Below are 22,469 nucleotides of genomic sequence, written 5' to 3'. Positions count from 1 at the left end.
CGAGGGCTTCACTCATACCCGCGGACACCACACCGTCCCGACGCCGGTTGCTGCCACACCAACCGAACCAGCCCTGCCACACCGCCCCCACCAGCAACAACCACGATGAAACAACCCCATTGGGGCGCTTGGGGGCGGGGCGGGGCGGGACGAAGGTCCTGAAGTGCTGTGACCGAGGTCCTGTGAAGCGGCCCCGGCGTTCTCACCAGGACCTCACTGCCTACCCTCAACGGGGTGAACTCCGTTACCGAGCTGGCGCTCTCCGGGCCGCTGCTGCTCGCCGCGGGTGTCGCGCTGCTGGCCGGGGCGATCTCCTTCGCCTCGCCGTGCGTCGTGCCGCTCGTGCCGGGGTACCTCGCCTACCTCGCCGCGCTCGTCGGGGCCGAGGCGCCCGCCGTCAGCGCCGATGAGGAGCGCAAGCGGGGGCGGTGGGCCGTCGTCGGGGCCGCCCTGCTGTTCGTGCTCGGGTTCACGGTGGTCTTCGTCGCCACTCTCGGCACGCTGGTGTGGCTGACCGCCACCCTCACCCTCAACCAGGACATCCTGCAGCGCGTCGGCGGGGTCCTCACCATCGCCATGGCGTTCGTCTTCCTCGGCTGGATCCCCGGCCTGCAGCGTGAGGTGCGTTCGCACCACGTCCCGCGCGGCGGCCTCTGGGGAGCACCGCTGCTGGGCGCGATCTTCGGGCTCGGCTGGACGCCGTGCATCGGTCCTACCCTGTCCGCAGTCATGACGCTGGCCAGCGCCACCGGTGGTGCCGAGGCCCGCGGGTACCTGCTGATCGCCGTCTACTGCCTCGGCCTCGGGCTGCCGTTCCTGCTCATCGCGCTCGGCGCCCGCTGGGCCGTGCGCGCCACCGACTGGGTCCGCCGGCACGGCCGCCAGGTGCAGATCTTCGGCGGCGCGCTGCTCATGGTCGTCGGCATCCTGCTGGTCACCGGCGTCTGGGGAGATCTGATGGGCTGGCTCCGCAACGAACTCGTCGTGGACCTGAGGCTGCCGCTGTGACGACCACCTCCGAAGCCCCGCCCGCGGCGCCGCAGGGTCCCACGCCCGCCAAGCGCGCCTTCGCCTTCCTGCGCAACACCTGGCGCGGCCTGACGTCCATGCGCACCGCGCTCGTCCTGCTGTTCCTGCTGGCGCTGGCCGCCCTGCCGGGTGCGCTGCTGCCGCAGCGGACGCTCAACGCGCCCAAGGTCGCCGAGTACATCACCGCCCACGGCTGGTGGGGCACCCTGCTCGACAAGCTCGAGTTCTACGACGTCTACTCCAGCATCTGGTTCTCGGCCATCTACCTGCTGCTGATGATCTCGCTCGTCGGCTGCCTGACCCCGCGCAGCTTCGAGTACGTCAAGGCGATGCGGGCCAAGCCGGTGCTCACCCCGCGCAACCTGGCCCGGATGCCGCACTACCGGCTCGGCCGCGGCCGAGCCGACGTCGCCGCCGAGGTCGCGGCCGTCCACAAGCAGCTCTCCGGCTGGCGCCGCATCGAGCGCGAAGAGGACGGCGGCGTCCGCACGATCTCCGCAGAGCGAGGGTTCCTCCGCGAGACCGGCAACCTGCTCTTCCACTTCGGCATGCTCGGCCTGATCGTGTTCTTCGCCCTCGGCAAGCTCTACAGCTACGAGGGCCAGGTCATCGTCCAGGCGGACGGCGACAGCTTCTGCAACGCCGGCATCTACAACTACGACTCGTTCAACGCGGGCCTGCGCGTCGACGGCACCGATCTCAACCCCTTCTGCGTGAAGGTGAACGACTTCGCCGCGCGGTTCACCGAGTCGGGCCAGCCCGACTACTACCACGCGAACATCGAGTACCAGTCCGGCGCGGACCTGGAGACGAACACCTGGCGCCCGTACGGCCTCGAGGTCAACTCGCCGCTGCGCACCGCCGGCGACCGCGTCTACCTGCTCGGCCACGGCTACTCGCCGAAGTTCACCGTCACCTTCCCGGACGGTTCCCAGCGCACCCAGAACACCCAGTGGCGCACGGTCGACCCGTCGACGATGCTCGCCGAGGGCGCGACGAAGTTCGACCAGCCCGGCATCACCGACGAGGTGCAGCGGCGGACCCGCCAGCTGGCCGTCACCGGCCTGTTCGCCCCGACCGCGTTCCTGCACGGCAACGTCCTGACGTCGTCGGCGCCCGAGGCGGACGATCCCGCGGTCGCCGTCGACGTCCTGCGGGGCGACCTCGGCCTCGACGCCGGGCGCGGCCAGTCGGTGTTCGAGGTCGACCAGTCGCTCGTCGACGACGGCAGGCTGAAGAAGGTCGCCCGCGAGAACCTGAAGGTCGGCCAGGAGCTCAAGCTGGACGACGGCACGAAGATCCGCTTCGACGGCGTCGGCCAGTGGGTCTCCCTGCAGGTTTCCCACGACCCCACGCAGGGGTTCGTGCTCGGCTTCGCCATCGCGATGTTCCTCGGCCTCGGCGCTTCCCTGCTGGTCAAGCGCCGACGGCTGTGGGTGCGGGTGAAACCGGGGACCGAAGACGACCCGGGTACCGTGATCGAGGTCGCCGGCCTGGCGCGCACCGACCAGGCCGGGTACGGCGAAGAGTTCCACCGGGTCAGCGAACGCCTGATCAGTGGGCAGAAGGGCTGAGGCATGCCGATCAACGAGACGCTGTCGACCTACAGCGACTGGCTGTACACCACCGCCGCGGCGATCTACGTCGTCGCGCTGATGATGACGCTGATCGAGCAGGGCTTCGGCGCCAAGGGGCGGCTCGCCACCGAGCGCGCGAAGCTGCGGGCGCGGGAGCTCGTCGGGGCCGGCGGCCCGCCGGTCGAAGACGTCCCGGCCGCGCAGCGCGAGGTCGGCCGCCCCGAGCGGATCGGCCGGATGGGCGCGGCGCTGCTCGTCCTCGGCGCAGTGCTGCAGCTGACGGCGATCGTGCTGCGCGGGCTCGCCGTGCACCGCGCGCCGTGGGGCAACATGTACGAGTACGGCATGGCCGTCACCTTCATCACGGTGGTGACCTGGCTGGTCGTGCTGCGGAAGTTCCCGGTCCGGCACCTCACCGGCTTCCTGCTGCTGCCCGTCGTGATCCTGATGTTCATCAACGGCACGCTGCTGTACACGATCGCCGCGCCGGTGCAGCCCGCGCTGCAGTCGTACTGGCTGGTCATCCACGTCGCGGCGGCCATCATCGGCTCCGGCGTCTTCCTCGTGCCGGGCGTGGCCAGCGTCCTCTACCTGTTCCGCGCGGCGCACGAGAAGGACGCCACGAAGTTCGCCCGGTTCGCCCCGAAGCTGCCCGCGGCCGACGTCCTCGACCGGATCGCCTACCGGACCACCATCTTCGCCTTCCCGGTGTTCACCTTCGGCGTGCTCTGCGGCGCGGTCTGGGCCGAGTCGGCGTGGGGCCGGTTCTGGGGCTGGGACCCCAAGGAGACCTGCGCGTTCATCGCCTGGGTCGTCTACGCGGCCTACCTGCACTCGCGGGCGACCGCCGGCTGGCGCGGGGCACGGGCCGCGATCATCAACATCGTCGGGTTCGCCGCGATGATCTTCAACCTGTTCTTCGTGAACCTGGTCTCCGTCGGCCTGCACTCCTACGCCGGGGTGGGCTGAGCATCTCGCGCGTCCGCCGACTACCGTCGACATCGGGGGACTGATGTGTCAGGCGGAGCGCGGAGGTTTTCACCGGTGACCGGACCCAGCGAAGAATCGGCTCCTGGCCACCCCGAACAGGCCGACCCGGCCGCTGCACCGCCGCAGCCGGGCCTGTTCGCCGACGATCGGACGGACTCGCACCCGCACCCCGACGCGTCGGGGGCGTTCGACGTGCAGCCGACGCAGGCGGTGGCGCCGCCACCCAACCCGGCGGTGTCGGGCCCGCACCAGGTGCCCAACCCCGCCGTGTCGGGGCCGCACCAGGCGCCCTACGGCTACGACCAGAACCTCCCGCCGCTGCAGCCGCAGTACGGCGACCCGGCGCAGCAGTACCAGGCGCACGCCCAGGCCCAGTACCCGCAGCAGCAGCAGCAGCCGTCCGGGCTGCCGCAGCCCCAGGGCGGCCGGCACGCGGCCCCGCCGCAGCCGGGTCACGGCCACGACCTGTCGACCGCGCACCTGGTCAAGCAGACCAAGCGGCCCCCGCAGTCCGGCTGGCGCAAGGCGCTCTACGTCGGCACCGGCAAGCTGGTCAACCCGGGGGAGAGCCCGGCGGACACCCGCCGCCGCGAGCTCATCGCCCGCGTCAACCAGCCGCTGCGCGGCTGCTACAAGATCGCGATGCTGTCGCTCAAGGGCGGCGTCGGCAAGACCACGGTGACGACGACCCTGGGCTCGACGTTCGCCTCCCTGCGCGGTGACCGCGTCGTCGCCGTCGACGCCAACCCGGACCGCGGCACGCTGTCGCAGAAGATCCCGCTGGAGACGACCGCGACCGTCCGCCACCTGCTGCGTGATGCCGCCCGCATCACCCGCTACAGCGACGTCCGGTCCTACACGTCCCAGGGCTCCAGCCGGCTGGAGATCCTGGCCAGCGAGCAGGACCCGGCCGTGTCGGAGGCCTTTTCCGAGGACGACTACCGGCGCACGGTCAACCTGCTCGAGCACTTCTACAACATCGTGCTCACCGACTGCGGCACCGGCCTGATGCACTCGGCGATGAAGGGCGTCCTGGACGTCGCGGACGCGCTGGTCGTGGTGTCGTCCGGCTCGGTCGACGGCGCCCGCAGCGCCTCGGCGACGCTGGACTGGCTCGAAGCCCACGGCTACGGCGAGCTGGTCAAGCGCTCGGTGGCGGTGATCAACTCGGTCCGGCCCAAGGGCGGCTCGGTCGACCTCGACAAGCTGTCGGCGCACTTCGGCGCGAAGGTCCGGGCCGTCTGCAAGGTGCCGTTCGACCCGCACCTGGAGGAAGGCGCGGAAATCGAGCTGGACCGCCTCTCCGGCGAAACCCGCCTCGCGCTGCTGGAGCTGGCGGCCACCGTCGCCGACGGCTTCGCGACCCCGCTCTCGCAGGGCTACCGCTGACCATCCCCCGACCCAGACCGAACTTTCCCCAGGAAAGTGATCCGGAGGTCGTCACTCCACAACACTTTCACGGGGAAAGTGCGGCGCGGGGCGAGGGGCGGCGAAGGTAAAGGGGTTCCTAAAGGTCTTCGTCTCGGCGTTTGCGCTGCTGTTCGGCCAGCTGGCGCAGGAAGTCGGGGTCGTCGTCCGGGGCGAGCGGGGCGCGGCGCGGAGCCGAGGGCACCCCGATCCGCTGGCCGGCGAACGACCGCCACAAGAGCAGGGCGACGATCAGTGCGCCGACCGCTGCGAGCAGAGCGAGCATGCCGGATCCTTCCGTATGGCTGCCTGTCCCCCGAGGTTAACCGGTCCGGCCGTGTGATGGGTCTGAAGCCGGGCGGGTAAAGCACGAAGGCCGTGTCGGGTACGGGTGGTTCCCGTATCCGACACGGCCCTGGCGTCCGGATGGTTCAGGCGATGCGAGCCGGTTCGCTGGCGTCGGTGGTCAGCTCGGCGAGGAGCTCGTTCACCTCGGACTCCCGGAACCGCCGGTGCCCGCCCGGGGTCCGGATCGAGCCGATGCGGCCCGCGGTCGCCCACCGCGTCACCGTCTTCGGGTCCACTCGGAACAGCGCTGCCACTTCGCCTGGGGTGAGCAGGCGTCCGCCCATCGTCGCGGTCATTTTCCGCCTCCTTAACGAACTCACTGCTATACCGGGAGGCGTCCGGGCCCTTCTGCCCGTCGCGCCGGGTAGCCAACGAGGCAATCGTTGCACTTCACCCGTCGGGTACTCGAACGGTTGTCTTTGAGTAAAGAGCCCTTAAAGGTCAAAACGGACAGGTCATCGGCCGTTCGCCGGGCGGTTCGGTGACGTGACGTGCGAAGACGTGCCCTCCTGCGGCCACCGGCGGTGAGGCGTGGTGCCAATGGGGGATTGTCCAACCGCATAGAGTGATCCCCGTGGATCAGTTGGACCGGAAGATCATCGCAGCGTTGCGCATCAACGGACGGGCCACTTACGCCGATCTCGGACGTGCCGTCGGGCTGTCCGCGTCATCGGTGCACGAGCGCGTGGGCAAGCTGGAAGCCGCCGGCGTGATCACCGGCTACCACGCGGTCGTCGACCCCAGCTCGGTCGGCCTCGGCGTCACCGCCCTCGTCAGCATTCACCCGACCGATACCGCCACGGAGGACGACGTCGCCGACGCGCTCGCCGAACTCGACGAGGTCGAGAGCTGCTACGCGGTGGCAGGCGACGAGGCCTTCGTCGTCAAGGTGCGCGTGTCGACCGTCGACGAGCTGGAACGCACGCTCGGCCGGCTGCGCCGCATCCCCGGCGTCGGGCGGACGAACACCACGGTCGTGCTCTCGACCCGGTTCGAGGGCCGCCCGAACAACGCGGGCCTGCAGAAGGACCGGGCGGGCGGGGCGTAGCCTGCGTTGATGTGAGCGACGTGAAGGCCGACCACCTGCCCCGTGACCTGACGCTGTACCTGCTGGCGCGGTTCGTGCTGGTCGGGGTGATCGCGGGGGCGCTGTCCCTGGCCGGGGTGCCGCTGCTGGTCGCCCTGCTGATCGGCCTGGTCGTCGGGCTGCCGCTCGGCCTGCTGCTGTTCCGCCCGCTCAACGCCCGCGTGACCGCCGGGCTGGCGAAGCGCAACGAGAAGCGTGCGCGGGCCCGGGCGCAGCTGCGAGCCCAGCTGCGCGGCGACGCCGCCGGTCAGCCCGAATGAGCCACAGCCGCAGCTGGGTCCGCGAGGCCGTCCGGATCATCGAGGCCGACGCCAACCGCAGCGCCGACACGCACCTGCACGTCTTCCCGCTGCCCCCGGAGTGGGGCATCGACCTGTACCTCAAGGACGAGTCGGTGCACCCGACCGGCTCGCTGAAGCACCGGCTGGCCCGGTCGCTGTTTCTCTACGGGCTGGTCAACGGCCAGATCGGGCCGGACACCGTGCTCGTCGAGGCCTCCAGCGGGTCCACCGCGGTGTCCGAGGCCTACTTCGCCCGGATGCTGGGGCTGCGCTTCATCACCGTCGTGCCGCGGCGCACGTCGAAGGAGAAGATCGCGCTCATCGAGTTCTACGGCGGCGAGTGCCACTACGTCGACGAGGCCCCGGCGATGTACCCCGAGGCCGAACGGCTGGCGGCCGAGTGCGGTGGGCACTACCTCGACCAGTTCACCTACGCCGAGCGCGCGACGGACTGGCGCGGGAACAACAACATCGCCGAGTCGGTGTTCGCGCAGATGCGCTCGGAGCGCCACCCGGTGCCGGCCTGGATCGTCGTCGGCGCGGGCACCGGCGGCACGAGCGCCACCTTCGGCCGGTACGTCCGCTACAAGCGCCACACGACGAAGGTCTGCGTCGTCGACCCGGAGAACTCGTCGTTCTACGGCGCCTGGGAGACCGGGGCCCTGGACTACGCCACCGGCATGCCGTCGCGGATCGAGGGCATCGGGCGGCCGCGCTGCGAGCCGTCGTTCGTCCCCGGCGTCATCGACGAGATGTTCCGGATCCCCGACGCGGGCTCCCTGGCGGCCATCCGGCTGCTGCGCGAGCGGACCGGGCACTGGGCGGGCGGCTCGACCGGCACCAACCTCTACGGCGCGTTCCGGCTCATCTCCCGGATGGTCGAGGACGGCCAGGCGGGCAGCGTCGTGACGCTCCTCTGCGACGGCGGCGAGCGGTACGCGCACACCTACTACAACGACGAGTGGGTCGCGAAGCAGGGCTTGGACCTCGCGCCGCACACGGCGTTGTTCGAGGAGTTCCTGACGACCGGGAAGTTCGTCCCCGAGAGCTAGATGTTCAAGCCGATCGCGGTGGCCAGGGCCCACACCAGCATGGCCATGCCGGTGTCCCGCAGCGCGGGGATCAGCGCACGCCCGGTCTTGCCGCCGTGGACCGCGCCGACCGCCGGGAGCAGCAGGCCGATGGTCAGGCCGGCCAGCGCGACCAGGCCCTGCCCGGTGGCGGCCAGCACGACGCTGATCACGTACGGCACGGCCACCAGCACCAGGTAGAGCCGGCGCGTGCCCTTGTCGCCCAGGCGGGTGGCCAGGGTGCGCTTGCCGGACTCGATGTCCGTGGGGATGTCCCGGAGGTTGTTGGCCGTCAGGACCGCCGTCGAGAAGCAGCCGACCGCGACCGCGCACGCCAGCGCCGCCCAGCTGACCCGGCCCGCCTGGACGTAGACCGTGCCCAGCACGCCGGCCAGGCCGAAGAACACGAAGACGGCGATCTCGCCGAAGCCGTAGTACCCGTAGGGCTTCTTGCCGCCGGTGTAGAACCACGCGCCGAGGATGCACAGCGCGCCCATCGCCAGCAGCCACCAGTGGCCGCTGACGGCCACCAGGACCAGTCCCAGCACCCCGGCCAGGCCCAGCGCGACCAGCGCGGCCGTCAGCACGGCCTTCGGGGCGGCGACACCCGCGCCGACCAGCCGCAGCGGGCCGACGCGGTTTTCGTCCGTGCCGCGGATGCCGTCGGAGTAGTCGTTGGCGTAGTTGACGCCGACGATCAGCGAGAGGGAGACCAGCAGCGCCAGCGCCGAACGCCACCAGGAAAACGCGTCCAGCGCGATCGCCGCACCGACCCCCGCCACCACCGGCGCCACCGCGTTGGGCAGCGTCCGCGGCCGGGCCCCCTCGATCCACTCGCTCAAGCTCGCCATGGCGCCATTCAACGCCATGGTGATCAGCGGCGAGCGCGAACCCGGGAAGTCAGTCGCCGGTCGGCAGCTGCCAGACGAGCGATCCGCTGTTGGGGTCCACGCCGTCGGCCAGGGCCGTGGCCGACGGCACGAGAAGGCCCAGCGTGACGGCGGTGCCGAGGAGAGCAGTTCTGATCCAGCGCGTCATGGTGAGTAGCCAAGCGGGCGCACCCTGTGCGTGTCAACGAAGTGCCGCCATTCAGCGGGTCGCACCCCGCGTGACCCGGGCCTTCACCGCCGCCCGGTCGACTTTGCCCGGCCCGCGCAGCGGCAGCTCGGGGCCGTATTCGAGGCGTTTCGGGGCCGACGCGGCACCCAGTTCCGCGCGGACGGCCGCGCGCAGGTCGCCGTGCTCACCCTCCGGGACGACCAGCGCGACCACGGCCTCGCCCCACTCGGGGTCCGGCACGCCGACGACGCACGCGTCGCGCACTCCCGGCTGCGCGCGCAGACACCGTTCGATCGCGTTCGCCGACACCTTCACGCCACCGGTGTTGATCATGTCGTCGGCCCGGCCGAGTACCTCGATGCGGCCGTCGTCGTGGCGGACGCCACGGTCGGACGTCGTGAACCAGCCGTCCGAGAAGGACTCCGCGGTCAGGTCCGGACGGCGGCGGTAGCCGTGCGCGAGGACGTCCCCGGCGATCCGGATCCGGTCACCGGAGAGGTCGACGCGGACGCCGTCGAGGGGGAAGCCGTCGTAGACGCAGCCGCTGGCCGTCTCGCTCATCCCGTAGGCGGGCACGATCCGCACCCCGGCGTCCGCGGCACGCTCCCGCAGGGACGGCGGGGTCGCCGCGGCGCCGACCACGATCGCGTCGAACGCCTTCGCCGCGGCCAGCCCGGCGCCGCCGTCGTCGAGCAGGCGGACCAGCTGGGTCGGCACCAGCGCCGTGTAGCGCGGGCTGCCCGCCAGCTTCGCCGCCGCGGCGGCGAAGTCGTCCGGGCGGAAGCCGGTGCCGGTCAGCAGCGCCGGGGTCGTCCCGGCCAGCAGCGACCGGACCAGCACCTGCAGCCCGCCGATGTAGTGCGCCGGCGTGGCCAGCAGCCAGTGGCCCGGCCCGCCGAGCCGGGCGTGCGTGGCCTCGGCGGACGCGATCAGCGCGCGGGCCGACAGCAGCACGCCCTTGGGGGCGCCGGTCGAACCCGAGGTGGCGATGACCACGGCGGTGCCCGGTTCGGCGGGCTCGGCCGGCGCCATGGCGTCGCGCAGCGCGGGGTCGGTGAACGGCAGCACGGCCGGGCCGCCGCCGAGCGCGTCCGCGACGGCCGCCTTCAGCGCTTCGAGCGCTTCGGGAGTGCCGTCGAGTTCGACCGTCCGCATGTCACCTTCCGATGTGAAGTCCGTGTGAGGACTTCGCACTTTCCTGGGGAAAGTGCGAAGTCAGTAGTAGTAGGGGACGTCCTTGAAGTCGGGGTCGCGCTTCTGGAGGAAGGCGTCACGGCCTTCGACGGCTTCGTCCTGCATGTAGGCCAGCCGGGTGGTTTCGCCGGCGAACAGCTGCTGGCCGACCAGGCCGTCGTCGGTCAGGTTGAACGCGTACTTCAGCATCCGCTGCGCCGTCGGCGACTTGCGGGTGATCTCCCACGCCCAGGTCAGCGCCTCTTTTTCCAGGTCGGCGTGCGGCACGACGGCGTTCACCGCGCCCATCTGGTGCATCTGCTCGGCGGAGTACTCGCGGCCGAGGAAGAAGATCTCCCGGGCGAACTTCTGGCCGACCATCTTCGCCAGGTAGGCCGAGCCGTAGCCGCCGTCGAACGAGCCGACGTCGGCGTCGGTCTGCTTGAACTTCGCGTGCTCGGCCGAGGCGAGGGTGAGATCGCACACGACGTGCAGGGAGTGCCCGCCGCCCGCGGCCCAGCCCGGCACGACCGCGATCACCGGTTTCGGCAGGAACCGGATCAGCCGCTGGACTTCGAGGATGTGCAGCCGGCCCGCCCGCGCCGGGTCCACCGTGTCGGAGGTCTCCCCGCTCGCGTACTGATACCCGGAGCGTCCGCGAATACGCTGGTCACCACCGGAGCAGAACGCCCACCCGCCGTCCTTGGGCGACGGGCCGTTCCCGGTGAGCAGGACACAACCGACGTCGGCGCTCATCCGGGCGTGGTCGAGGGCCCGGTAGAGCTCGTCGACGGTGTGCGGCCGGAAGGCGTTGCGGACCTCGGGGCGGTCGAACGCGATGCGCACCACGCGTTTGCCGCCGCGGCTCTCAGCGGAGCGGTGGTAAGTGATGTCGGTGAAGGCGAAACCTTCGACCTCGGTCCACGCGGCGGGGTCGAACAGCTCGGAAACTCGGGCGTCATCCACGTTTGCGAGGATAGGACCTGTGGACTCAGTTGAATCGGACGCGTCTGGAGCCTGCCGGAGATGAACCCATCCACCGCGCAGGCCAGGGTCATCGTCGACGAACTCGTCCGCAACACCGTTTCGCACGTCGTCCTCTGCCCGGGCTCCCGCAACGCGCCGCTGTCCATCGCGCTGTATGACGCGGCCGCGGCGGGCAAGCTCCGGCTGCACGTCCGCATCGACGAGCGCGGCGCCGCCTTCCTCGCCCTCGGCATCGCCGCCCGCACCGGCCGCCCGGTGGCCGTGCTCTGCACGTCCGGCACCGCGGCCGCGAACTTCCACCCGGCGGTCCTGGAGGCCGACCGGGCCGGTGTCCCGTTGATCGTGCTGACCGCCGACCGGCCGCCCGAGCTGCGGGCCGCGGGGGCGTCGCAGGTCATCGACCAGCACCAGCTCTACGGCGACGCGATCCGCTACTTCGACGAGCTGGCCGTCGCCGAGCGGCGGGCCGGCCAGAACTCGTACTGGCGCAGCCAGATCTGCCGGGCCTGGAACGCCGCCTACGGCGAGTGGCGCTGCGGGCCGGTGCACCTGAACATCCCGTTCCGCGAGCCGCTGGTGCCCGACCTGGACGACGACGGCGAATGGTACGAATCCCTGGACGGCCGCGCGGACGGCTCTCGCTGGACCGAGCTGCCGGATTTCGGCGCGCTGCCGTCGTTCGTGGTGCCCTCGGCGCGGCACGGCCTGGTGATCGCGTGCGACACCGGCGTCCAGGCGGCCAGCGAGTGGGCCGAGCTGCACGGCTGGCCGGTGATCTCCGAAACCGGCGGGATCGGGCTGTCCGGCGGCACCGCGATCTCGTCCGGCGCGTGGCTGCTCGGCGTCGAGGAGTTCATCTCGCGGCACAAGCCCGAGCAGGTGCTCTGCCTCGGCCGGCCGACGGTGTTCCGGCAGATCCAGCAGGTGCTCTCGGACGCCTCGGTCGAGGTGCTGCTGGTGCGCCCGGACTCGGACTGGCCGGCGCCGGCGCACAACGTCCGGCAGGTCGGGCAGTGGTTCGACGAGCCGACCAAGCCCGCCGACCCGGAGTGGCTGGCCAGCTGGCGCCGGGCGGACGCGGCGGCCGCGGCCGCGGTGGCGTCGACGCTGGCTTCGGAGCCGTGGCCGTCGGGGTTGCGCGTGGCCACCGAGCTGGTGGACGCGCTGCCGCCGGACTCGCTGCTGGTGGTGGGCTCGTCCAACCCGACGCGGGACGTCGCGCTGGCGGGACGGCTGCGCCCGGACGTCCTGGTGCACCGCAACCGCGGCGTCGCGGGCATCGACGGCACGGTCTCGACGGCCATCGGTGCCGCGTACGTGCACCGCGGCCCGTCGTACGCGCTGCTCGGCGACTTGACGTTCCTGCACGACGCGTCGGGGCTGCTGACCGGGCCCGCCGAGCAGCGCCCCGACCTGACGATCGTCGTGCTGAACGACGACGGCGGCGGGATCTTTTCCCTGCTGGAGCAGGGTGCGCCGGAGCATTCGGCCAGCTTCGAGCGCGTCTTCGGCACCCCGCACGGCGCCGACCTGGGTGCGCTGTGCGCCGGCTACCGCGTCCCGCACGTCGTCGCGGAGACCCTGACGGAGTTCCGGGCGGCGCTGGAGCCGGCGCCGGGACTGCGGGTCGTCGAGGTCCGGGTGGACCGGTCGCGGCACCGCGACCTGCACGCCCGCCTGCGCGCGGCGGTGTCCACGGCCGTGTCCGCGGTCTGACGTCAACCGCTTTCCGGGTACATTCCCAGCAGGCAAGAAACCTCCCTTCGGCTGTTCCTGGGGGGATCCTGGCTGGCTACGTTCAAGCGCGCTGCTTCTCACTCCTTCAGGAGGAATTCGAATGCGTGCAAGAACGCGCACCGGTCTCGGTGCGCTCGCGACCGGCATCGTTTCGGTGCTGCTCGCCGGCACCGCGAGCGCGGCGCCCTCGCCCGGCGCCCCCGGCGTCGGCGACCCGTACTACCCGAACGCCGGCAACGGCGGCACCGACGTGCTGCACTACGACATCCGGCTGACCTACCAGCCCGCCACCGATCTCCTGTCGGGCACCACGACGCTGCTGCTCACGGCGACGCAGGACCTCTCGCGGTTCGACCTGGACTTCGCGCTGAAGGCGTCGAGCGTGCGGGTGAACAGCCGGCCGGCGCAGTTCACCAACCAGACCGGCAACGGCGAGCTCGTCGTCACGCCGGCGCAGCCGCTGCTCAAGGGCCAGACCGCGACGGTCGTCGTCGCCTACGCGGACACGCCGTCGACCGCGACGGTGGACGGGCTCAACGCGTGGAAGAAGGGCAGCTTCGGCGCACTCGGCATCGACGAGCCGCAGAGCTCGGCGTGGTGGTTCCCGGCCAACGACCACCCGACCGACAAGGCGACCTACGACGTCTCGATCGAGGCGCCGGACGGCAACGCCGCCATCTCCAACGGCACCCTGGTCCGCAAGACGAAGCAGCGCGCCGGGTGGACCCGCTGGCAGTGGCGGAGCACGAAACCGCAGGCGACCTACCTGACGGCGTTCGTCGTCGGCAAGTACGAGGTCGTGGAGGCCACGACGCCCGGCGGCAAGCCGTTCGTCACGGCGTACGGTGCCGACCTCGGCGACTCGCTCGGCGCGGCGAAGGCCAGCGTCGAGCGGACGCCGGAGATCAACGAGTTCCTGGCGACGCAGTTCGGGCCGTACCCGTTCGAGGCCGAGGGCGGCGTCGTGACCAGCGGCATCGGCTTCTCCCTGGAGAACCAGACCCGGCCGGTCTACGGGGCCCGGAACTTCCGCGCGGGCTCGAACACGACGCTGATCGCGCACGAGAACGCCCACCAGTGGTACGGCGACAGCGTCGCAGTGGGCCGCTGGAGCGACATCTGGCTGAACGAGGGCTTCGCGTCCTACGCGGAGTGGCTGTGGTCGGAGCACGAGGGCGAGGGCACGGTCGCCGAGCTGGCGCAGTACACGTACGACGCCAACCCGGCCGACGCCGACCTGTGGAAGCTGGTCCCGGCCGACCCCGGCGCGGACAACCAGTTCGACAACGCCGTCTACGACCGGGGCGCGCTGACGCTCCAGGCATTGCGGACCGCCGTCGGTGACCAGGCGTTCTTCGACATCCTGCGGACCTGGCACGCAACGAAGAGCGGGTCGCACGGCCGGATCCTCGAGTTCATCGCGCTGGCGGAGAAGATCTCGGGCAAGCCGCTGCACGACCTGTTCCAGACGTGGCTGTACACGGCGGGCAAGCCTTCGGTCGGCCCGAACGGCGCTGCCGCCGCTTTCCGTTCCGCGGCTTCGGCTTCGGCTTCGGTCAAGCCTCGCTCGTACGACCAGATCCAGCAGAACCACCGGTTCCTCGCCGCGGAACACGCGGGCTGACCGGGACCGCTACGCTCGCGGCGTGAGCACGAGAGGTGAGCGGGCGAGGCGCGTCGGGTGGTGGACCACCCTCGGCGTCGCCTCGCTCCTCACCGTGATGTGCGTGTGCCTGCTGTTCGCGGCCATCCGCAACGACGGAGCGATCTCGGCCCAGCTCGGCACGGCAACGGCCACGGTCGACTCGGTGGCGTTCGACCGCACGATCATCCACTTCGAGACCCCGGACGGCGTCGTCCACAGCCCGGCGAACGGAGTGCTGTACCCGGACGGCCTGGCGGCGGGCCAGCTGGTCCGCATCGAGTACGACGCATCGGACCCGGAGCTGGCCAGGGTGGCCGGCCGATCGGCGACGTTGACGTTGCTGCCGCTCGGGAGTTTCGTGTTCTTCACGTGGCTGGTGGCCGGGCCGGCGTTGTGGTGGATCCGCCGGCAGAACAAGCTGGCGAAGGCCGAGGCTGTGCCGGCCTCCTGACCGCTCCCCGCCACACCCTGGGGGGCTTTGGCAAGGTCGGCCGAGCAGCCGGGTGCAGCAGCGGGGCTTCGAACGTCGCGAGGACCTGCCTGGCAATCGACTGTGCCGGCTCTCTGGCCGCCCGGACAGCTCCCCGCCACACCCTGGGGGGCGTGCCCTGTTCCAGTCTATCGGTGGGGGGCTGCACAATCGGGTGACGCGGCAAATCTGTGGACAGCCGGACTCGATGTGGACAACTCAGCTCCGCCGCCGTGGACAACGCGGCCCGCCACCTCAAGCGACGCGACCCGCCACCTCAAGCGACTTGGCCCGCCACCTCAAGCAACTCGGCCCGCCACCTCGAGTGACGCAACCCGCCACCGTCGACAGCTCAGCCCGCCACCTCGAGCCAGCGGCGGCGCGTGATCTCGTACTCGACCTCGCCCTCCTCCGCCCCAGGGATCGGGTCGTCGTACTCCCCGGCCGAGGTGAACGCGCGAGCGAACGTCAGCCCCGCCGAAGCCATCGTGGCCCGGGATGGCGTGTTGACCGCCATCGTCTGGGCGAAGATGCGGTCGAGGCCCAGCTCCTCGAAGCCGTACCGCAGCAGCTCGAGGGAGCCTTCGCGGGCGTAGCCCTGTCGCCAGTGGCGGCGCAGCAGGCGGTACCCCAGCTCCGCTTCGCCGTCGACGTCCGGCTGGTCGGGCCCGTGCGGTGGGCGCAGGAGCCACCACCCCACGAAATCGTCACCCGCGAAACCCATCCAGAAGCCGAACCCCGGTGCGGTGGCCATCCGGCGGGTGTGCGCCCGCCGGACCTCCTCCCGGGTCGAGGCCCGGCCGGTCAGGAACCGCATCACCTCGGGGTCGGAGTCCAGCTCGTACTCCAGCTCGAGGTGCTCGTCGCTCAGCGGCACGAGCTCGAGCCGCGGTGTGTGCAGGGTCGGCATGTCCCGATCTTCACACCGGACGCAACCCGATTAGCCCGCCGTCTCCTGCCACCAGCCCAGTACCTCGTCCGCCACGCCCGGGGCCGCCACCAGCAGGCCGTCCGTCGGGAGGGCCGTGTCCTCGCCGTGCTTGTCCAGCACCACCGCACCCGCCTCGATGGCCATCGCCACCGAGCCCGCCACGTCCCACTCGTGGTAGCTGTGCAGCACCGCCGCCGCCGCGTGGCCCAGCGCCACCTGCGCGATCGACAACGCCGCCGAGCCCAGCACCCGGACGCCCGCGTGGGCCGCCGCCGCGCGCTCGATGAAGCCGCCCATTCCCGGCCACGGGCCGGTGCGGGCCAGCTCCGTGCACACCAGGGCTCCCGCCGTCACGCAGCGGTCCCTCAGCTGGATCGGCTTGCCGTTCGCGCGGGCCCCCCGGCCGCGCGCCGCGGCGTAGATCTGGGCCCGGTACGGGTCCGCCACCACTCCGACCACCGGGCCCGCCGCGTCCACCAGCGCCAGGCTGTACGCGCACCACGGCACCCCGGCCACGTAGTTCGCCGTGCCGTCCACCGAATCGACCACCCAGCGGTACTCCGCGACGTCGGCGCCGTGGTCGGCGCCGAACTCGTGGCCGACCACCGGGATGCCCGGGAACTCCGCCGTCAGGACGCGCCGGGTGTGGCGCTCCAGGATGCGGTCGGTGTCGGTGACCCAGTCGAACGGCGAGTCCAGCGTGGAAGGGTGGGCGCCGCGGCCGGCGGTCGCGGTGATCACGTCGGTGGCGTCGTTGGCCAGCCGCCCGGCCACTTCGAGCGCCCTCGACAGCAGGCCGGGCTCGACGGGCCGCGGCGGCCGTGAGGACAAGAGGGTCATGCCTGCTTAGTCTGGGCCCCGCGGGTTTCCGGCACACGACCTTGAGATGACATGTCGTAGCCGATCTGTTCCGGCACCGTTGGCCGCAGTGTCACGCCGCCGCCAGCCTCGGCTGCGATCGTCGGGGGCGTGCGAGTCGCCATAGTCACCGAAAGTTTCCTGCCCCAGGTGAACGGCGTGACCAACTCCGTCCTGCGGGTCGTCGAGCACCTGCGCGAACGCGCGCACGAGGTGCTGATCATCGCGCCCGGCCCCGGCCCGGACTCCTACCGCGGCGCCCCCGTGGTCCGGATCCCCGCGCTCGACGTCCCCGGGGTCAGCTCCCTGCCGATCGGCCTGCCGACGCGCACGGTGCTGAACGCGCTGACCGCGTTCGGCCCGGACGTCGTGCACCTGGCGTCGCCGTTCGTCGTCGGCGCGCGCGGGCTCGCCGCGGCGAGACGGCTGCGCGTCCCCTCGATCGCCGTCTACCAGACCGACATCGCCGGGTTCGCCGCCGCGTACGGCTTCGGCATCGCCGCCCGCGCCGCGTGGCGGTGGGTGCGGCGGCTGCACTCGCGCGCCGACCGGACCCTCGCGCCGTCCAGCGACTCCGTCGAACAACTGCGGCTCCACGGCGTCCCGCGGGTGCACCGGTGGGCGCGCGGCGTCGACATCGACCGGTTCTCCCCGGCGCACGCCGACCCGGCGCTGCGAGCCGAGCTGGCCCCCGACGGCGAGCTGCTCGTCGGGTTCGTCGGACGCCTGGCGCCCGAGAAGGAGGTCGACCGGCTGGCCGCGCTCGCCGGGCTGCCGGGCGTGCGCGTGGTCGTCGTCGGCGACGGGCCCGAACTCGGCACCCTCCGTGAGCAGCTGCCCGGCGCGGCCTTCCTCGGCGCGAAGTACGGCGAAGACCTCTCGAAGGCGTACGCGAGCCTCGACGTCTTCGTCCACACAGGACCACACGAGACGTTCTGCCAGGCGGTGCAGGAGGCGATGGCCTCCGGGCTGCCGGTGCTCGCCCCGGACGCCGGCGGGCCGAAGGACCTCGTCCTGCCCGGCCGCACCGGCTACCTGCTGCCCGCGGACCGCGAGCGGTTCGGCCCGGCCCTCGTCGAAAAGGTCGACGCGCTCCGCGACGCCGCGTTGCGCGCGAGGCTCGGCGAGAAGGCGCGCAAGGTCGTGCTGGGCCGCACCTGGCCCGCCGTCTGCCGCGAGCTGGTCGGCCACTACGAAGCCGTGCAGGGCCGCGCCGCCCGCGCGGCCTGACATGCACATCGTCCAGCTCGCGAACTTCTACGGGCCGCGCTCGGGCGGGCTGCGCACCGCACTGCACCACCTCGGCGCCGGCTACGTCGCGCGCGGGCACGAGGTGACGCTGGTGGTGCCCGGTACCCGGTACGCCGACGAGGTGCTGCCGACCGGGGTGCGCCGGTTCTCCCTGCCGGCGCCGAAGATCCCCGGCACCGGCGGTTACCGCGCCGTCGACCCGCACCGGGTCCGCGCGGTGCTGCGGAAGCTCGAGCCGGACCGCCTGGAGGTGTCCGACCGGCTGACGCTGCGGGGGATGGGTGGCTGGGCGAGCCGCCACGGCGTGCCCAGCACGGTCATCTCCCACGAGCGGCTCGACCGCCTGCTGGAGCAGTTCCTGCTGCCCGCGCCGGTGGCGCGCCGCGTCGCCGACGCCGCGAACCGGCGGATGGCCGCGAGCTACGACACGGTCGTCTGCACGACGGCGTTCGCGCGTGCGGAGTTCGACCGGATCGCGGCGCCGAACGTCCGCCGCGTCCCGCTCGGCGTCGACCTCGCGACGTTCCGGCCCGCCATGCGCGACGACGGTTGGCGCGCGGGCCTGGCCGGGGGAGCGGACGCCCTGCTCGTCCACTGTGGACGGCTGTCGCCGGAGAAGCACGTCGAGCGCAGCGTGGACACCGTTGCCGAGCTGACGGAATCGGGCGCGCGGGTCCGGCTGGTCGTGGCGGGCGACGGGCCGCGACGGCGGGCGCTCGAGCGCCGGGCGCGTGGCCTGCCGGTGACGTTCCTCGGGTTCCTGTCCGGCCGCGGCGACGTCGCGCGGCTGCTGGCCAGCGCGGACGTCTCCCTCGCGCCGGGCCCGCACGAGACGTTCGGGCTCGCGGCGCTGGAGGCGCTGGCGTCGGGGACGCCGGTGGTCGTGTCGGCGTCGTCGGCGCTGCGGGAGATCGTGCGGCCGGGGTGCGGCGCCGCGGTCGACGACCACGCGCCTGCGTTCGCCACGGCGGTGACGGACCTGCTGGAGTGCCCGGAGGAGACCCGGCGTGCTGCGGCGCGAGCCCGGGCGGAGGAGTTCACCTGGCCGGCGGCGGTGGCGGGGATGCTGGCCACGTTCGGCTGAGGTACCCGTAATCTCAAGCCATGTCACGCGCAAGCCTGGACAAGGACCCGCACGAAGTCGCCGCCATGTTCGACGGCGTCGCGGACGGGTACGACCGGGCGAACTCGTTCATGACCTTCGGCTTCGACCGGCGCTGGCGCACCACCACCGCCCGCGTCCTCGACGCCCGCCGCGGCGAGAAGGTCCTGGACCTGGCCGCCGGCACCGGGGTGTCCACCGTCGAGTACGCCCGCGGGGGCGCCTGGTGCCTGGCCGCGGACTTCTCGTTCGGCATGCTCCGTGCCGGCAAGCACCGCAACGTGCCGATGGTTGCGGCCGACGCGCTCAACCTGCCGTTCGCGGACGAGAGCTTCGACGCCGTGACGATCTCGCTGGCGCTGCGCAACTTCGTCGACACGAAGGCCGCGCTGACCGAAATCGCCAGGGTGGTCAAGCCGGGTGGCCGGCTGGTGATCTGCGAGGTCTCGACGCCGCCGTTCGCGCCGATCCGGTTCGTCCACCGGCGGTTCATGCTGAAGCTGCTCACCTGGGTCGGCAAGCGGACGTCGTCCAACCCCGAGGCGTACTCGTACCTGGCCGAATCGATGCTGGCCTGGCCCGACCAGCGCACGCTCGGCGAGATCATCGCGAGCGCGGGCTGGACCGACGTCGAGTGGTTGAACCTCACATTCGGGGTCGTGGCGATCCACCGCGCGCGAAAGCCTGCCTAAACTCGCGGGTATGAGCCGTCGTAGCCCAGAACAAGACGCCGAGGTCATTGTCGTCGGCGCCGGACCGGCCGGGTCCACCGTCGCGACTTACCTGGCCCGCTCGGGCGTCGACGTGCTGCTGCTGGAGAAGACCGAGTTCCCCCGCGAGAAGGTCTGCGGCGACGGCCTGACCCCGCGCGGCGTCAAGCAGCTGATCGACCTTGGAATAGATACAGCCACCGACGCGGGCTGGGTGCACAGCCGCGGCCTGCGGATCCTCACCGGCGACCTGACGCTGGAACTCGACTGGCCGGACCTGACGAGCTACCCGCCGTACGGCGTTTCCCGGACCCGCCACGACTTCGACGACCTCCTGGCGAAGCTGGCGGTCAAAGCCGGCGCGCGGCTGTACGAACGCACCACCGTCACCGGCGCGATCACCAACGCGAGCGGGCGCGTGGTCGGCGTCGAGGCGAAGGTCGGCCCGGAGCGGACGGCGGTGAGCTACCGCGCGCCGCTCGTCCTGGCCTGCGACGGCGTGTCCGCGCGGCTCGCGCTGAGCGTCGGGATCCAGAAGAACGAGAAGCGCCCCATGGGCGTCGCGGTGCGCCAGTACTACAAGAGCCCGCGCCACGACGACCCGTTCATCGAGGGCCACCTCGAGCTGTGGGACCGCTCGGACCCTCGGGACCCGAAGCTGCTGCCGGGCTACGGCTGGGCGTTCCCGCTCGGCGACGGCACGGTGAACGTCGGCCTCGGCATGCTCTCGACGTCGGCGTCGTTCCGGAACACCGACTACCGCGCGCTGCTGCGCCAGTGGCTCGACGGGACGCCGGAGGAGTGGGGTTACCGCGAGGAGAACGCGATCGGCAAGGTCGGCGGCGCCGGCCTCCCGATGGGCTTCAACCGCACCCCGCACTACCGCGACGGCCTGCTGCTGCTCGGCGACGCGGGCGGCATGGTCAGCCCGTTCAACGGCGAAGGCATCTCGGCGGCGATGGAGTCCGCGCAGATCGCCGCGGAGGTCGTCGTGCAGGCGCTGGCCCGGAGGGAAGGGCCTTCGCGGGAGCGGGCGCTGGAGGCGTACCCACGGGCGGTCGGCGAGCTGATGGGCGGCTACTACCAGCTGGGCAACGTGTTCGCGAAGATCATCGGCAAGCCGAAGATCATGCACGCCTGCACCAAGTACGGGCTGCGCATCAACAAGCTCCTGCCGCTGGTCTACAAGGGCCTCTCGGGCTGCTACGACGCCAAGGGCGGCGACGGCGTCGACCGCCTCATCGCGGCCCTCGCCCGCGCCACCCCCACCCCCCGCTGACCCGAAGCCGTCACTTTCCCTGGGAAAGATGCGTCTGCGGGCCCTCGCGACGCATCTTTCCTAGGGAAAGCTCGGGGGTGGGTCGCGCGCGGACACTCGGGTGGACTAACAAGTTGGCCGTGCGGTCAGTGGGATAGATCACAGGTCAACGCCCGTTTTGTCCGTCCGGAACGCGATCTTGAAGCCCTTTCGCGCAGGTCGCGCGCGCGGTGACGCCGACCCGTGACAACGATGGCGCGTGAACTTAGGGCACCCTTATAACACGGGGTACTAGGGACAAGAGTGTGAGTCGCGTCCTAGACTCCCCCCATGCTTTGTGAATCCCTTCACATCCGCGACGAGTGGCTTGTGAACTATTTCACAAGCACCTTGAGGTCCAGCCACGGGCCGTAAGGAGACCCTGACCCTCGGCGGTGTGACCCAGGTCCCTTAGGGTGCCGACGAGGCCCAGCGGTTCCCCACCACAAGCACAACCGCAGCGGCGCGGAAAGGATGGCGAAGACCCCGTGCTGACGTTGCTGACCCGGACCGAGACGGTGCAGCTGGCCCAAGAGGCCCCGAGCCTGAAGCCCTACCTGCCCTTGGTCCTGTTGTTCGTGCTGGCACTCGGTTTCGCCGTGCTGTCGGTCCTGCTGGGCCCGCTCGTCGGTCCCAGCCGGTACAACAAGGCCAAGCTGTCCGCCTACGAGTGCGGCATCGAGCCGTCCCCGCAGCCGCTCGTCGGCGCCGGGCGGATGCCGGTTGCGTACTACATCACCGCGATGCTGTTCATCCTGTTCGACATCGAGATGGTCTTCCTCTACCCGTTCGCCGTGCAGGCGGACGCGCTGGGCACGTTCGGCCTGGTGGAGATCCTGCTGTTCATCGCGACGGTCGGCTTCGCGTACGCCTACGTGTGGCGGCGCGGCGGCCTGGATTGGAACTAGACCCATGGGCCTCGAAGAGAAACTCCCCAACGGCATCCTGCTGGCCAGCCTCGAAGGTCTCGTCAACTGGTCGCGGAAGAACTCGATGTGGCCGGCCACCTTCGGGCTCGCCTGCTGCGCGATCGAGATGATGACCGTCGGCGGTTCCCGCTACGACATCGCCCGCTTCGGCATGGAGCGCTTCAGCGCGACGCCGCGGCAGGCCGACCTGATGATCGTGGCCGGGCGCGTCACGCAGAAGATGGCGCCGGTCCTGCGCCAGATCTACGACCAGATGGCCGAGCCCAAGTGGGTGCTCGCGATGGGCGTCTGCGCCTCCTCCGGCGGCATGTTCAACAACTACGCCGTGGTCCAGGGCGTCGACCACATCGTGCCGGTCGACATGTACCTGCCCGGCTGCCCGCCGCGGCCGGAGATGCTGCTGGACGCGATCCTCAAGCTGCACGCCAAGATCCAGGACGAGCCGATCAACGCCCGCCGCGCCGCCATCCGCGCCGCGAGCGGGGAGCGCACCGAGCTCGTCGCGTCGTCGATCAAGTACGCGAAGAAGTAG

General features: G+C 71.4%; 24 protein-coding genes. 16 read left to right on the top strand and 8 right to left on the bottom strand.

Going from position 1 to position 22,469, the window contains the following annotated elements; genetic code table 11:
* Positions 1–234: 234 nt before the first annotated feature.
* The 4 genes from ACLJQE_RS14970 (at position 235) to ACLJQE_RS14955 (ending at position 4,985) form a co-directional block, all read left to right on the top strand.
* A complete protein-coding gene (locus ACLJQE_RS14970) occupies positions 235–1,008 on the top strand; it encodes a cytochrome c biogenesis CcdA family protein (protein WP_410639775.1) in 774 nt (257 codons plus the stop codon).
* Complete coding sequence (locus ACLJQE_RS14965; RefSeq protein WP_410639774.1) at positions 1,005–2,603, top strand: cytochrome c biogenesis protein ResB; 1,599 nt, start codon at positions 1,005–1,007, stop codon at positions 2,601–2,603. The genes ACLJQE_RS14970 and ACLJQE_RS14965 overlap by 4 nt, the downstream gene beginning before the upstream one ends.
* Positions 2,604–2,606: 3 nt before the next feature.
* On the top strand, positions 2,607–3,575 hold the full coding sequence (ccsB, locus tag ACLJQE_RS14960) for a c-type cytochrome biogenesis protein CcsB (protein WP_410639773.1): 969 nt from the start codon (positions 2,607–2,609) through the stop codon (positions 3,573–3,575).
* A 75-nt stretch (positions 3,576–3,650) separates the two neighbouring features.
* On the top strand, positions 3,651–4,985 hold the full coding sequence (locus ACLJQE_RS14955; protein WP_410639772.1) for a MinD/ParA family protein: 1,335 nt from the start codon (positions 3,651–3,653) through the stop codon (positions 4,983–4,985).
* A gap of 118 nt (positions 4,986–5,103) precedes the next feature.
* Here the strand turns inward: ACLJQE_RS14955 and ACLJQE_RS14950 are convergent, their stop codons facing one another.
* Both ACLJQE_RS14950 and ACLJQE_RS14945 read right to left on the bottom strand, forming a co-directional pair.
* Positions 5,104–5,289 carry a hypothetical protein gene (locus tag ACLJQE_RS14950; protein ID WP_360263457.1) on the bottom strand — a complete coding sequence of 62 codons (186 nt, stop codon included), beginning with the start codon at positions 5,287–5,289 and terminating at the stop codon, positions 5,104–5,106.
* A gap of 145 nt (positions 5,290–5,434) precedes the next feature.
* On the bottom strand, positions 5,435–5,647 hold the full coding sequence (locus ACLJQE_RS14945; RefSeq protein WP_410639771.1) for a BldC family transcriptional regulator: 213 nt from the start codon (positions 5,645–5,647) through the stop codon (positions 5,435–5,437).
* A 278-nt stretch (positions 5,648–5,925) separates the two neighbouring features.
* On the opposite strand from ACLJQE_RS14945, the gene ACLJQE_RS14940 reads away from it, so the two are divergent.
* From ACLJQE_RS14940 to ACLJQE_RS14930, 3 genes are read left to right on the top strand one after another with little or no spacing between them, the layout of a single operon-like run.
* A complete protein-coding gene (locus ACLJQE_RS14940; RefSeq protein ID WP_199191200.1) occupies positions 5,926–6,399 on the top strand; it encodes an Lrp/AsnC family transcriptional regulator in 474 nt (157 codons plus the stop codon).
* 11 nt (positions 6,400–6,410) lie between these two features.
* Positions 6,411–6,698: a DUF4229 domain-containing protein gene (locus tag ACLJQE_RS14935; RefSeq protein ID WP_410639770.1), complete on the top strand. Its 288-nt coding sequence runs from the start codon at positions 6,411–6,413 to the stop codon at positions 6,696–6,698.
* Positions 6,695–7,771 (top strand): PLP-dependent cysteine synthase family protein, encoded by a 1,077-nt coding sequence (locus ACLJQE_RS14930; RefSeq protein ID WP_410639769.1) that lies wholly within the window; start codon positions 6,695–6,697, stop codon positions 7,769–7,771. Before ACLJQE_RS14935 ends, ACLJQE_RS14930 begins: the two co-directional genes overlap by 4 nt.
* Here ACLJQE_RS14930 and ACLJQE_RS14925 read toward each other — a convergent pair.
* From ACLJQE_RS14925 to ACLJQE_RS14910, 4 genes are read right to left on the bottom strand one after another with little or no spacing between them, the layout of a single operon-like run.
* Positions 7,768–8,640 carry a 1,4-dihydroxy-2-naphthoate polyprenyltransferase gene (locus tag ACLJQE_RS14925; protein WP_410639768.1) on the bottom strand — a complete coding sequence of 291 codons (873 nt, stop codon included), beginning with the start codon at positions 8,638–8,640 and terminating at the stop codon, positions 7,768–7,770. The genes ACLJQE_RS14930 and ACLJQE_RS14925 overlap by 4 nt on opposite strands.
* A 49-nt stretch (positions 8,641–8,689) precedes the next feature.
* Entirely contained in the window at positions 8,690–8,827 is a 138-nt protein-coding gene (locus ACLJQE_RS14920) for a hypothetical protein (protein ID WP_410639767.1), read from the bottom strand.
* A gap of 51 nt (positions 8,828–8,878) precedes the next feature.
* Positions 8,879–10,003 (bottom strand): o-succinylbenzoate--CoA ligase, encoded by a 1,125-nt coding sequence (gene menE / locus ACLJQE_RS14915; RefSeq protein WP_410639766.1) that lies wholly within the window; start codon positions 10,001–10,003, stop codon positions 8,879–8,881.
* A gap of 60 nt (positions 10,004–10,063) precedes the next feature.
* Complete coding sequence (locus tag ACLJQE_RS14910) at positions 10,064–10,987, bottom strand: 1,4-dihydroxy-2-naphthoyl-CoA synthase (protein WP_410639765.1); 924 nt, start codon at positions 10,985–10,987, stop codon at positions 10,064–10,066.
* A gap of 60 nt (positions 10,988–11,047) precedes the next feature.
* Between ACLJQE_RS14910 and menD the strand changes: the two genes are divergently transcribed.
* The 3 genes from menD to ACLJQE_RS14895 all read left to right on the top strand — a co-directional run bounded on the left by menD (position 11,048) and on the right by ACLJQE_RS14895 (position 14,841).
* Entirely contained in the window at positions 11,048–12,724 is a 1,677-nt protein-coding gene (gene menD / locus ACLJQE_RS14905; protein WP_410639764.1) for a 2-succinyl-5-enolpyruvyl-6-hydroxy-3-cyclohexene-1-carboxylic-acid synthase, read from the top strand.
* Positions 12,725–12,845: 121 nt separating this feature from the next.
* A complete protein-coding gene (locus ACLJQE_RS14900; protein ID WP_410639763.1) occupies positions 12,846–14,369 on the top strand; it encodes a M1 family metallopeptidase in 1,524 nt (507 codons plus the stop codon).
* Positions 14,370–14,391: 22 nt separating this feature from the next.
* Positions 14,392–14,841, top strand: coding sequence for a DUF3592 domain-containing protein (locus tag ACLJQE_RS14895; RefSeq protein WP_410639762.1), 450 nt, complete (start codon positions 14,392–14,394; stop codon positions 14,839–14,841).
* Positions 14,842–15,211: 370 nt separating this feature from the next.
* Here the strand turns inward: ACLJQE_RS14895 and ACLJQE_RS14890 are convergent, their stop codons facing one another.
* Positions 15,212–15,769 (bottom strand): GNAT family N-acetyltransferase, encoded by a 558-nt coding sequence (locus ACLJQE_RS14890; protein ID WP_410639761.1) that lies wholly within the window; start codon positions 15,767–15,769, stop codon positions 15,212–15,214.
* Between the two features lie 30 nt (positions 15,770–15,799).
* Positions 15,800–16,630 carry an inositol monophosphatase family protein gene (locus ACLJQE_RS14885; RefSeq protein ID WP_410639760.1) on the bottom strand — a complete coding sequence of 277 codons (831 nt, stop codon included), beginning with the start codon at positions 16,628–16,630 and terminating at the stop codon, positions 15,800–15,802.
* Between the two features lie 177 nt (positions 16,631–16,807).
* Between ACLJQE_RS14885 and ACLJQE_RS14880 the strand changes: the two genes are divergently transcribed.
* The 6 genes from ACLJQE_RS14880 (at position 16,808) to ACLJQE_RS14855 (ending at position 22,469) form a co-directional block, all read left to right on the top strand.
* Complete coding sequence (locus tag ACLJQE_RS14880; protein WP_410639759.1) at positions 16,808–17,878, top strand: glycosyltransferase family 4 protein; 1,071 nt, start codon at positions 16,808–16,810, stop codon at positions 17,876–17,878.
* Between the two features lies 1 nt (position 17,879).
* Positions 17,880–18,983, top strand: coding sequence for a glycosyltransferase family 4 protein (locus ACLJQE_RS14875; RefSeq protein ID WP_410639758.1), 1,104 nt, complete (start codon positions 17,880–17,882; stop codon positions 18,981–18,983).
* Positions 18,984–19,003: 20 nt separating this feature from the next.
* A complete protein-coding gene (locus tag ACLJQE_RS14870) occupies positions 19,004–19,693 on the top strand; it encodes a demethylmenaquinone methyltransferase (protein WP_103351845.1) in 690 nt (229 codons plus the stop codon).
* Between the two features lie 10 nt (positions 19,694–19,703).
* Complete coding sequence (locus ACLJQE_RS14865; RefSeq protein ID WP_410639757.1) at positions 19,704–20,990, top strand: geranylgeranyl reductase family protein; 1,287 nt, start codon at positions 19,704–19,706, stop codon at positions 20,988–20,990.
* A 506-nt stretch (positions 20,991–21,496) separates the two neighbouring features.
* Positions 21,497–21,916 (top strand): NADH-quinone oxidoreductase subunit A, encoded by a 420-nt coding sequence (locus ACLJQE_RS14860; protein ID WP_410639756.1) that lies wholly within the window; start codon positions 21,497–21,499, stop codon positions 21,914–21,916.
* 4 nt (positions 21,917–21,920) lie between these two features.
* Positions 21,921–22,469: a NuoB/complex I 20 kDa subunit family protein gene (locus ACLJQE_RS14855; RefSeq protein ID WP_410639755.1), complete on the top strand. Its 549-nt coding sequence runs from the start codon at positions 21,921–21,923 to the stop codon at positions 22,467–22,469.

The sequence above is a fragment of the Amycolatopsis sp. lyj-346 genome (assembly GCF_046548975.1).
Lineage (GTDB): Bacteria > Actinomycetota > Actinomycetes > Mycobacteriales > Pseudonocardiaceae > Amycolatopsis.
Note: the sequence above shows the minus strand (reverse complement) of the source record. Positions and strands in the feature narration are given on the sequence as shown.